Here is an 11,093-nt window from a genome sequence, read left to right as displayed (position 1 = left end):
CAGTTCTGGGGTATGCCACAATCAAATTGTGGAATTTGGACAGTAGCAATGCTCGATGTTCATGGCGAAACTTGTGCTTTCAGAACGCTGGGAATTGCCTGTATAATTTTGTTAGCAATTGCTTCGGGTGTTTCTTCTGCTGTGATAGTGATTTTGAGATCAGCTTGAGAATACAGTGGTGTTCGTTGTTCTAGAAGCGATCGCAATTTGCCTTGAGGATCAGCATCTTGTAATAATGGTCTTGTGGTATCCTCTAGCAAGCGGGTGTAGAGTAATTCCACTGGCACATCTAACCACACAACTAAACCGTGGTGTAAGTAACTCCAGTTTTCTGGACGCAAGACTATACCTCCACCTGTGGACACAACCAACTGAGTATAAGCACAAACTTGTGCTAAGACATTGCTTTCTAATTGGCGAAACGCTGCTTCACCTTCTTCAGCAAACAGTTGATTGACTGATTTTCCTGCTGATTGAGTAATTACACTATCAGTATCTAAAAACCTATAACTCAGATGGTTTGCTAGTAATTGTCCTACCGTGGTTTTACCAGCCCCCATCATCCCGATGAGATACAGGTTAATTCCTTGCAATAAGCTATTCACCAGTCGTTTCGCTCCAATTAGGCTGAAATTAATCTAATTTAAATCTGTATGTAATATTACAAGACTAAATTCCCACAAGTCAAAATAAGACAATAGAGTAATTTTGGCTTAAGTATATTTGATGATTAAACCAAATTTTATAAAGTTTCCGTGAAACTTTATGGAGGAAAATTCTGTCTACACAAATTAACAGGATTAATTCTGGTGGGAAATTTTAGAGGTTAAAAATACTATGTTTTTAAAAGGCACAGTATTAAATTCATCAAACTTAGTTATAGCAAGCTTTATTTAATAATTGAAGCAAATTTAAGTATAAAAAATGACTTTTTGCAACATTTGGGTAATGAACTTCATTGATCAAATTGAAGGTTTAGTAACAGCTGTTACTGCATATCCCATCAGAGTAAGACCAAATAAATCAATATGGTATGTAAGAGGCATCAACAATGACTCGAATTCGTGAAGTAGTGCAACAAGCCTTAGCAAATAGCTATCTGACTGTGGAAGCAGAAAATCAACTCCGGCATCTGTTGACTACCAACTATGACTTGGAAGATTTCAATGCTTTCATGGCTTTGCAAGAAGCAGCTATGAACGGTAAAGTTAAGCAGGAGTCTCGTGAGCGTGTGCTGTCTCAATAATTCCCAGCTTATTTACGTGGCTGCTCATTTTCATCCTCAATGTCGTCATCTTCAAAAAATTTCCAATCGTCATCATCAGCTGGTTCATCCGTTTGGTTAATAGTCGATGGTTCATAAGGGGGGATGATGACCCGGTAATCAGCATCGTAAACAGATTCAGTTTTTCCTACAGCAGTATTTTTGGGATCACTATAGTTGTAGGAATAAACCGAACCAGGTTGGGAACGATTTTGAGGTTCTTGTTGACGTTCGTAGGTTTGAGGACTGGGGGTAGGTGCTTCTCGCTGCGGTTCATCAAAGTCCCAATCATCATTTCTACTATCATTTGTCTCCCAATCATCAAAGGCATTACTGTTATTGGACTCGGTTTTACTAGGTGCGGTCGAAGGTCTATAAGGTGGTGGTTGAGGTTCTTCCCTAGATGTCGCTTTCGCACGGGGTGAAGTTCCCGTTGATTTATATGGTCTTTGGCGTTGTGGTTCCCCAAAATAATTTGATACTTTCAGCAAGGTAGTAATAATTAGGGATGTGAAAGCACCAGCAGCAGTACTAAAGAAAATCCACATTGCCAGGGGTAATGGTAGAGTTCGCACACCCAAAAATACAAGAGATAAGACAGGCGACCAATTTTGAACTAGCAACAGTGAGACTATCCCTAGTACTGCCACCAACAGAATTAAGCGAATTACAGCCATAGAAAAGGCAAAAGTCAAAGTTACTCAATCACAGCCAAAGACAAAAGGCAAAAGGCAAAAGTTACTCTGTTTTTACTTTTACCTTTTTACTTTTACCTTTTTACGGACTTCCTTGCCACCTCTGAATAGGAACGCAATCAATATCTAGTTGATCTAAAGCACGGGCAACTACAAAATCAACTAAGTCCTCAATGCTTTGAGGATTGTGATACCAAGCCGGAATTGCTGGGACAACTCTGACTCCAGCTTCTGCCAAACTTGTTAAATTTCTCAGGTGAATCAGGCTAAATGGTGTTTCACGGGGAACTATGATTAGTTTTCGCCCCTCTTTAATCTGAACATCCGCAGCTCGTTCTAGTAAGTCGGAACTTAAGCCACCTGCTAGTTTCGCGGCTGTACTCATGCTGCATGGCATGATAATCATCCCCAAGGTGCGAAAAGAACCACTGGCGATGCCGGCTCCCACATCACCCCAAGGATGGCAGCGTAGTTTACCTCCAACCGCAACTCCAGCTTGTTCGCGCCAAAATTGCTCTTGTGCGGTTGGTTCAGCTGGCATTCGAGTTTCCTGTTCGCTGGCCCAAACCATGTAAGTTGATTTAGAGGCAACTAGTTCGATTTCATAGTCTGCGGCGAGCAGATATTTGAGGGCGTGAACGGCGTAGATGAGTCCAGATGCACCAGATATGCCTAATATAAGGGGTTTAGAGTTGTTTGACACGGAGCTTCTAGTAAAGTTTATTCATCTTCTGCATAATCTAAGTTGCTAGGTAAGTAGATATCTGATGCTTCAGCATTGATACCCAAACTTTTAGCGATAAGATCACTGCTGACAGTTACTAAATCAATTTGCTGACGATAGTAATCGACACTTTTAACTTGTACAGCTACGCGATCGCCTAGTCTGTAAGAAGCTCGATTTTTGCGCCCAAATAGTGCCTGTTGTCTGGCGCGGTATTCATACCAATCATCTTTGAGGGAACTAACGTGTACCAGTCCTTCTACTCGTAAAGGTACGTTAATATCTTCTCCAGGATTCGATTCTGCGGCTGGAACTTCAATTTCCACAAAGAAGCCATAAGATTGCACACCAGTAATTACACCTTGGAATACTTGACCGATGCGCTGTTTCATTAGTTGGGCTTTTTGCAGTCCGGCTAAATCGGCTTCGGCTTCTTGGACTTCTTTTTCTCTATCGTTAATCTGGATGATCACCCGATTTAAATCAGTTTGGAGTTCTTGCTGCAATTCTGGCGGCAGAACATTCCAGTTAATTTCGTTGTGAGAAGAAGAATGGCGCAGGTTCACTCGCTCTTTCACACGGGTGTTGCGGCGATCACGTCCATGTTCTAGTAACCTATAATACACTCTTTGCATGAGCAAATCTGGGTATCTTCGTAGAGGCGAAGTACAGTGAGTATATTGCTCTAGTGATAAACCAAAGTGGGTTCCTTTAGTGGTGTTATAGGCAGCTGGTTTCAGTGTGTCTTGTAATAGATAGGTGAGAACTTGCTCTGATGGTGATTCCGCAAAAGCCCCGGTTAAATGCTGATAATCTAAAGGTTGAATATCTACTTCTGGTTCTAGTGTGAGTTCTACACCTAAATTGATGGCTAATTTCAGCATTTCCTGAACATCTTCGGTATCAGGTGTCCCTTGGACTCGCCAAATGGCGGGAATACCTAAAGCACTCAGATGTTTGGCCATGAGTTCATTTACTAGTAGCACGAACTCTGTCAAGAGCGATCGCACTGGTAAATCATTGACTAATACTGCTCCCAATATCCCTTCATCGTAGTAGGGATTTTGGTTAGGTGGTAGATTTAACTGCAAGCTTCCACGAGCCAGGCGCGTTTGTTTCACTGCCTTTTTCAAGGTTTCTAGGTCTTGCAGGATCTCAATTACCTTGGGAACTTCATCTTCAGATTCACCTGTGAGAATAGCTTCTGCTTCTTGCCGACTCAGTGCCGCATCTACATTGATCACACTGGGCTGAATTTCCCACTCTAACGCTTCTCCAGACTCTGGATCAATAGCAATTAAGAAAGACAGGGCTAGGCGATCGCTTCCTTCTACAAAGGAACAGCGTTCGGCCACACCTTCAGGTAACATGGGCAGCACTAAATCTCCCAAGTACACTGATTTTCCCCGCTTCACAGATTCTCGATCTAGAGGTTCGTCAGGGTGGACATAATGGGAAACATCAGCAATATGAAAGCCTAAAAGCCAATGACCTTCTGCTGTTTTTTCTAAACTGAAAGCATTCTCAATGAATTTTGTGTCAAAATTTACACCTGCAATCGTCAGAGTAAATAAATTTCGTAAATCCAGTTTGTTTTTTAGGTCTGCTTTTAGGAGCCTTTTCGGTAACTTAGCGGCTGCGTCTAAAACTGAATCAGAGAAGTTACGGGATAAATCGTGCTTACAAGTTACTAAATCTATATCAGCAGCCGCTTCCGCATCGCTACCCAGAATTTGTACCACTCGACCTAATGGGGGATGTTGTGCCAGAGGATAACGCAGCACTTCCACATGGGCCAGGTGGTCAATGGCTTCTTCTAATTTCATGCCGTTTGTTTGGATTTTGAGTTCAAACAGCAGCCGATCATCTAAAGGTACAGCCCGAAAACCGTTTTCTACGGGCTTAATTCGTGCCAGTAATGTGTGGTTGGAACGTTCTAGGATGAGCTTCACTTCTCCTTCTGGAGAACGGCGGCGACTACCTTCTTTGAGGACTCTTACCAAAACGCGATCGCCATTCCAAGCATTACTCAGATGGCTTTCACGAATATAAATATCCTCGGCTCCTTCCACATCTTGAATAGCAAAGCAAAAGCCTTTACTCGAACAACGGAGTTTGGCTTCAATTACACCTTCTTCTGCTACCCGGCGATATTTGCCGCGTTCTTTCACCAGAATTCCGATTTTTTCCAGAACTTCCAAAGCAATGTGAAGTTTTTGTAAACTAATTTCATCCTCGCAACCTAGTTTCTTTTCCAAAACTTTACGAGCAACCAATTTATCATCCGTGAAATTGGCAAGGAGTGTAGCGATAGAAAATTCCATGCAGTGAACCGACCTTTGGTCAAAACATCATTTTTCATTTAATCAAGCCCTTTCGGTGTATACCCCCACGGCTTACAGACACTAGTGCTGCTACGCAAAAGTCAAAAGACCTTTTTCTCTGCTGACTTTTCAGGTCATGAGGAAAGGTTATCCTATAACCTCACCCCTTAGCCCCCTTTCCGAATAGAGTAGGGGGAAATTTTCAAATATCTCACCTTACATGAGAGGGGTTTTTGAGTTTCCATGAAAAATCAGTTTTATTTGTAGCTTTTTCCCCTGGGGAAACGCGGCGCGAACGACTTGTTGTCAGATAGTCGGTTACTTCTGCTTAACTACACTAGTTGGAAACGAATTGCCTTGAGGCAGGGTTTCTGTTTCAGAGTAAAGAAGCCGACTTACCCTTACGGGAAGCCTCTTTGGATCTACGAACCTCGCACTGCACAATCATCTGGTGAGTTCGTCTGAGTACAAGCCTCTTCAACTAATCCAACTTAATACATTACACCTAATTGGAATTGAGCAACTCTAGGTAATCACGCAACGAGTTTTAAAAGAGGCTGGGTTGGCATAACTCTCCACGCAGACCGCAAGCGCTACCAGGGGAAACCACAGGTGTTTGATTGTCTAGATTGAGGATACTTTAACATCATGATACTCTGATGTGTAAGTAGAATAAACTGCCCGTAAACCCGATTTTCCTAAATGTAGAATCGGTAACAATCAGGTAAGCAGCTTAACAAGCAATGAGGGCCAACCTGATCTCCATTATTGTAGATTTAGTGCGTACTTCCAAAAAATAATTCCGGATCAAGAATTGGGTAATTAGTATAGCATTTAAACAGTGACCACTTAGAGTTACTCAACCAACAGCTACTGCTACAATCGGGACACAACTGAGTGCTGAGTGCTAATTCCTGAGTCCGAATCAGAAATAAACTTTAATTTTTTCTGTTTTAGAGACACTGGAAAAAGTAGTCCACTTTTCGTTACAAAGCAGATTTAGATTGGTGGCAGTATTATGTTGATGTTAGCTCAATTTCAGAGCTTGTATCCCCAGGGCAGTATGATTACTGAGTTAGTGCAAATTTTTCAAGGAAAATACATTGTCCGATGCTCACTACAAATTGAAAATGTTACCCGTGCTACTGGCATGGCAGGGGCAGAAACTGTAGAATTAGCAGAAGATAAAGCCAGAACTAGAGCATTAATGGTTTTGGGCATCAGTAATTCACCACAGACATCGGTAGAATTGCCTCCCCAAACAACAGCCCCATCACAGTTAAATCCTCCCTTAGACACCGCTAAGGTGAAGTTGAATGAGACTCATCAGACTAACTATTCCCCTGCTATAGATGAAGACTTTAGTAGTAGCGACTGGTCAGCACCCAATGACAGAGAAATATCTCTATCGCCTCTGAGCGAACAGAATCTCAAAACAGAGTCAATCTCAACTAATCCCAAAAATTCTGATCCCAACGATACCTACAATCAAAATGTTTCTGCAACTCACAACCAACACTTAGAACTCGATACCTCATTGGAAAACCGGGAGACGATAGCGGATAACCAGCCAGAACATCAGGTCTTTTCTGGAAATTTTGCCAGTAATGTCACACCATTTACACCCCGTAGTTATAGTCCAGTAGACAATGTAAGTAATCAAACAGGGGTAGGCAAAAAAAAGAAGAAAAGTGAACCAGTAGATTTATCTGATGTTATAGCCAAAACAGATGTCGAACTCCAGCGCTTAGGCTGGACAGCAGAACAAGGAAGAGAGCATTTAATTAAAACCTACGGCAAGCGTGGTCGCACGTTGCTAACCGAAGAAGAATTACATGATTTCCTCCAACATCTAGAGTCCCAGCCAGATCCAGTAGCGGGATTTTGATGGGGGACTAGGGACTGGGGATGGAGAAAAATTTCCCCCCAGTACAGCACGGCGTAAATCAAGCAACCATAAAGTTTTTTGACTTTCAACTTTGGACTTCCACCTTGCGGTACTAATCCCTTATCCCATTAATTACCGATTCAGAACAGCAACCGGACGGCTACCAGCAGCGTGACGGTCAATAACTTGGTCAATCAAGCCATATTCCTTAGCTTCCTCTGGAGACATAAAAAAGTCGCGTTCGGTATCTTCCGCAATCCGCTCAATTGGTTGACCAGTATGTTCAGCTAAATATTCATTTAGCCGTTGCTTGTGGTAGAGTATCTCACGCGCTTGAATTTCAATATCAGTAGCCTGTCCCTGAGCGCCACCCAAGGGTTGATGAATCATAATCCGAGAATGGGGTAGACTCATTCGCTTACCCTTAGTACCTGCACTGAGGAGAAAAGCACCCATACTTGCTCCTAGTCCGGTACAAATAGTACAAACATCAGGGCGGATGTGCTTCATAGTGTCAAAAATGCCCATACCAGCCATTACCGAACCGCCGGGAGAATTGATATACAAATAAATGTCTTTCTCCGAGTCTTCAGAATCCAAGAATAGCAGTTGGGCAACAATCAAATTTGCAATTTCGTTATCAACCTGTTGTCCCAAAAATATGATGCGCTCACGCAAAAGTCGTGAGTAGATATCAAAGGCGCGTTCGCCTCGACCCGATTGTTCAACAACGATAGGAATCATGCAGCGTGCTTGTAGGTATTCTAATTTTACATCTATCTTATCGGTTTCATAGTTTCTCATAATTGTCTAAAGCTTAGTTAAAAGCCAAAAAGCCTATCAAATATGCTTTTCATCAAATTTTTGACTTTTGACCGCAGAAAGGCAGAGGGCAGGAGGCAGAAATACTGCGTTCTTGTTAAATCTCCTCAATTTATTATTTATAGGGATTCCCTTCTACCTTCTGAAGAACACCTGGCGGGATGCCAATTCCCCCTAAACGCTTACGCTGCTTCACTTCATAACTAAGAGACTTCCAACCCGTCGTTTTGAGAGCAGGGGGGCAGGGAGCGGAGAGCAGGGGAAGGAAAGGTCATTTTAGTTGCAGAAATTTGGATCAACTTTTTTGTGGAGTTCTCTAATTACTGTTTTTGTCCAAAATTTCCCTAATTATTGCTCTGTTAGACAGATGAAAAAAACTGCATAGGCACTTTTTATAGAGGAGGAACGTCTACATACATATATATCTCCTATCTCCATGTGGTCAAGGGAGGAAAAAATTAAAAAACCAACACATGATGTCTACGACAAGATGTTTTCTTGCCGTCAACCCAGATATGAGGGTTTGCTACAGACCACTGGATAAGGTGTATTAATAGTAAATTTATGTCAACTATTGGTAATTTTTTAAACATTTTTTCAGCTTCTTGTTGATTAATTATCCGGTTAATTTTGTTAAGTCCGGTAAACCAATAGCAAGGCGTGTATTTACAGAAATCGATCCGATTTGAAGTGCTATTAACAAAGGGATACCTGCCATGCCTGAAAAACTTGTGCAAGCTGCCATTATTACCTTTTTACTCCATCTGATAGCAGGTCTTAGCCCCAATTATCGCATTCAAACCAGGGCAACCTCATCATCACGGGAAACGCCAGTCACAATTGTTAGCTTTCTCTTACGCTCTTTAAAATAAATAGCTAGTTGCTCAATCAGTTGACCATCTGAGACTTTCAAATAAAAAAATATCCCGTCGTTTTGAGAGCAGGGGGAGAAAAGGTCATTTTAGTTGCAGAAATTTGGATCAACTTTTTTGTGGAGTTCTCTATACTATATTTTCTCGTAACTAAGGGATGAGTCGGTGGGTAAGATTGTTGACTTCCGCCTTGGGGTACTAGGCTAACACTTCTGAGAACAGGGTACACTGAGCAAATCAGGCAACTATTTGCATTTGACATTATGACTAATCGCCTTGCTGAAGCTAGGAGTCTCTATCTCCGCAAACACGCCGAAAACCCGATTGATTGGTGGTCATGGTGTGATGAAGCTCTTGCAACTGCAAGGGATCAAAATAAACCAATTTTTCTTTCCATTGGATATTCTAGTTGCCATTGGTGTACTGTGATGGAAGGTGAGGCTTTCTCAGATTCAGCGATCGCTGAGTATATGAATGCAAATTTTTTACCTATTAAAGTAGATAGGGAAGAAAGACCAGACATCGATAGCATCTATATGCAAGCGTTGCAAATGATGAGTGGTCAAGGTGGTTGGCCTTTAAATATCTTTTTATCCCCAGAAGATTTAGTGCCGTTTTACGCTGGAACTTACTTTCCTTTGGAACCACGTTACGGTCGTCCCGGATTTTTGCAAGTTCTGCAAGCTTTGCGCCGTTACTACGATACAGAAAAAGAGGATTTAAGCCAACGTAAAGCACTAATTATTGAATCGCTGCTCACCTCTGCAATATTACAAAATGGCGCGATAAATCAAGAAGTTGCAGAAAATGAATTGCTCCGCCAAGGTTGGGAAACTAGCACAGGTGTAATTACTCCAAATCAGTCTGGTAATAGCTTTCCGATGATCCCCTATGCAGAATTAGCGTTACGGGGAAACCGCTTTTCGTTTCCATCCCAGTATGATGGCATGGAAATTTGTACTCAGCGAGGACTAGATTTAGCTTTGGGGGGTATTTATGATCATCTGGGTGGTGGTTTTCATCGCTATACAGTTGATCCCAGTTGGACAGTGCCTCACTTTGAAAAGATGCTCTATGATAATGGTCAAATTGTGGAGTATCTCGCCAATTTATGGAGTGATGGCATTAAAAAACCAGCATTTATGAGGTCGGTAGCTGGAACTGTGGAATGGCTGCGGCGAGAAATGACAGCTCCAGAAGGTTATTTTTATGCGGCTCAAGATGCTGATAGTTTTATTAGTCCCACGGATGTAGAACCGGAGGAAGGGGCTTTTTATGTCTGGAGTTACAGCGAACTTGAAGAACTGTTAACGTCAGAGGAACTAACGGAATTACAACAACAGTTTACCGTAACTCCTAATGGGAATTTTGAAGGCAAGAATGTTTTACAACGCCGTCATCAAGGGGAACTGAGCGCCAAGATAGAAATTGCTTTAAGTAAATTGTTTGCGGCGCGTTATGGTAAAAAGCCGGAAGCACTAAGAACTTTTCCCCCTGCTGCTAATAATCAGGAAGCAAAAACTGGCGGTTGGCCTGGACGCATTCCGGCGGTGACAGATACGAAGATGATTGTGGCTTGGAATAGCTTGATGATTTCTGGTTTGGCTAAGGCTGGTGGGGTATTTCAACAACCTTTATATCTGGAAATTGCCATCCGCGCCGCAACTTTTATTCTGCAAAATCAGTTTGTAGATGGACGTTTCCACAGACTCAATTATCAAGGTGAAGTTGCTGTATTGGCACAGTCTGAAGATTACGCTTTGTTTATTAAGGCATTATTGGATTTACAAGCTTGTTTTCCGGAACAAAAATCTTGGTTAGAAACGGCGATCGCACTACAAGATGAATTTAATGAGTTTCTCTGGAGTGTAGAATTAGGTGGCTACTACAATACCGCCACTGATGCTAGTCAAGATTTAATTGTACGTGAACGCAGTTATGCAGATAATGCTACACCATCTGCCAATGGAGTGGCGATCGCTAATTTAGTCCGTCTTTCTCTACTCACTGATGATCTACATTATCTTGGTTTAGCCGAGCAAGGACTAAAAGCTTTTAGTAGTGTGATGCGTAATACTCCCCAGGCTTGTCCCAGCTTATTTAGCGCCTTAGATTGGTATCGTAATTCTACTTTAATTCGTAGTACTATTGAGCAGATAATTCCTCTCATGACCAAGTATCTGCCTGTGACTGAGTTTGTTGTGACATCTGACTTACCACCAGATAGCGTCGGTTTAGTTTGCCAAGGTTTCCAGTGTCTTGCGCCAGCTGAAACTGAACAACAGTTGTTACAGCAAGTGCAGCAAAGTCAGACTAGGGCTTAAATTAAAGCCTACGGTGTACACACAAGTCTTGCCTGTCTGCGTTTGAGCCTGTTTTGCCCCCTAAATCCCCCAAGTTTGGAGAACTTGGAAAATTCTTATTACCCCATAATTGGGGGTGAGAGGGCGATTTGATCACTTGTGTGTATACGATAGGCAAGGGAGGAAGACAGAAAAAGTATA

Annotated in this window: 9 protein-coding genes; 4 read left to right on the top strand and 5 right to left on the bottom strand. The window is 42.2% G+C overall.

The genetic code is table 11. The features are described from left to right. Positions 1-59: 59 nt before the first annotated feature. Positions 60-605, bottom strand: a complete 546-nt coding sequence (locus VB654_RS14065; protein WP_323214387.1) for a shikimate kinase — start codon at positions 603-605, stop codon at positions 60-62. A 446-nt stretch (positions 606-1,051) separates the two neighbouring features. On the opposite strand from VB654_RS14065, the gene VB654_RS14060 reads away from it, so the two are divergent. Continuing rightward, positions 1,052-1,246, top strand: a complete 195-nt coding sequence (locus VB654_RS14060; protein WP_323214386.1) for a hypothetical protein — start codon at positions 1,052-1,054, stop codon at positions 1,244-1,246. An 8-nt stretch (positions 1,247-1,254) separates the two neighbouring features. Here the strand turns inward: VB654_RS14060 and VB654_RS14055 are convergent, their stop codons facing one another. The 3 genes from VB654_RS14055 to VB654_RS14045 all read right to left on the bottom strand — a co-directional run bounded on the left by VB654_RS14055 (position 1,255) and on the right by VB654_RS14045 (position 5,007). Next, positions 1,255-1,941: a LapA family protein gene (locus tag VB654_RS14055; RefSeq protein WP_323214394.1), complete on the bottom strand. Its 687-nt coding sequence runs from the start codon at positions 1,939-1,941 to the stop codon at positions 1,255-1,257. Between the two features lie 100 nt (positions 1,942-2,041). Continuing rightward, positions 2,042-2,662: a flavin prenyltransferase UbiX gene (locus tag VB654_RS14050; RefSeq protein ID WP_323214385.1), complete on the bottom strand. Its 621-nt coding sequence runs from the start codon at positions 2,660-2,662 to the stop codon at positions 2,042-2,044. A 17-nt stretch (positions 2,663-2,679) separates the two neighbouring features. Beyond that, positions 2,680-5,007, bottom strand: coding sequence for a ribonuclease R family protein (locus VB654_RS14045; protein WP_323214384.1), 2,328 nt, complete (start codon positions 5,005-5,007; stop codon positions 2,680-2,682). Positions 5,008-6,031: 1,024 nt separating this feature from the next. On the opposite strand from VB654_RS14045, the gene VB654_RS14040 reads away from it, so the two are divergent. Further along, complete coding sequence (locus VB654_RS14040; RefSeq protein WP_323214383.1) at positions 6,032-6,895, top strand: hypothetical protein; 864 nt, start codon at positions 6,032-6,034, stop codon at positions 6,893-6,895. Between the two features lie 132 nt (positions 6,896-7,027). Here VB654_RS14040 and clpP read toward each other — a convergent pair whose 3' ends face one another. Further along, on the bottom strand, positions 7,028-7,639 hold the full coding sequence (gene clpP, locus VB654_RS14035; protein ID WP_323214393.1) for an ATP-dependent Clp endopeptidase proteolytic subunit ClpP: 612 nt from the start codon (positions 7,637-7,639) through the stop codon (positions 7,028-7,030). A 794-nt stretch (positions 7,640-8,433) separates the two neighbouring features. Here clpP and VB654_RS14030 point away from each other — a divergent pair. Next, the gene (locus VB654_RS14030) at positions 8,434-8,589 is read left to right on the top strand and encodes a hypothetical protein (protein WP_323214382.1); all 156 of its coding nucleotides are present in this window, start codon (positions 8,434-8,436) and stop codon (positions 8,587-8,589) included. Positions 8,590-8,852: 263 nt separating this feature from the next. After that, entirely contained in the window at positions 8,853-10,913 is a 2,061-nt protein-coding gene (locus VB654_RS14025; protein ID WP_323214381.1) for a thioredoxin domain-containing protein, read from the top strand. Positions 10,914-11,093 lie beyond the last annotated feature (180 nt).

The organism is Nodularia sp. UHCC 0506, from assembly GCF_034931045.1.
In the GTDB taxonomy this organism is placed as follows: Bacteria; Cyanobacteriota; Cyanobacteriia; order Cyanobacteriales; family Nostocaceae; genus Nodularia.
Note: the sequence above shows the minus strand (reverse complement) of the source record. Positions and strands in the feature narration are given on the sequence as shown.

Excerpts from the sequence above, each read along its gene's own strand:
- VB654_RS14045 (WP_323214384.1), bottom strand. The coding sequence starts at position 5,007 with ATGGAATTTTCTATCGCTACACTCCTTGCCAATTTCACGGATGATAAA.
- VB654_RS14060 (WP_323214386.1), top strand. The coding sequence starts at position 1,052 with ATGACTCGAATTCGTGAAGTAGTGCAACAAGCCTTAGCAAATAGCTAT.
- VB654_RS14030 (WP_323214382.1), top strand. The coding sequence starts at position 8,434 with ATGCCTGAAAAACTTGTGCAAGCTGCCATTATTACCTTTTTACTCCAT.
- clpP (WP_323214393.1), bottom strand. The coding sequence starts at position 7,639 with ATGATTCCTATCGTTGTTGAACAATCGGGTCGAGGCGAACGCGCCTTT.
- VB654_RS14040 (WP_323214383.1), top strand. The coding sequence starts at position 6,032 with ATGTTAGCTCAATTTCAGAGCTTGTATCCCCAGGGCAGTATGATTACT.
- VB654_RS14025 (WP_323214381.1), top strand. The coding sequence starts at position 8,853 with ATGACTAATCGCCTTGCTGAAGCTAGGAGTCTCTATCTCCGCAAACAC.
- VB654_RS14055 (WP_323214394.1), bottom strand. The coding sequence starts at position 1,941 with ATGGCTGTAATTCGCTTAATTCTGTTGGTGGCAGTACTAGGGATAGTC.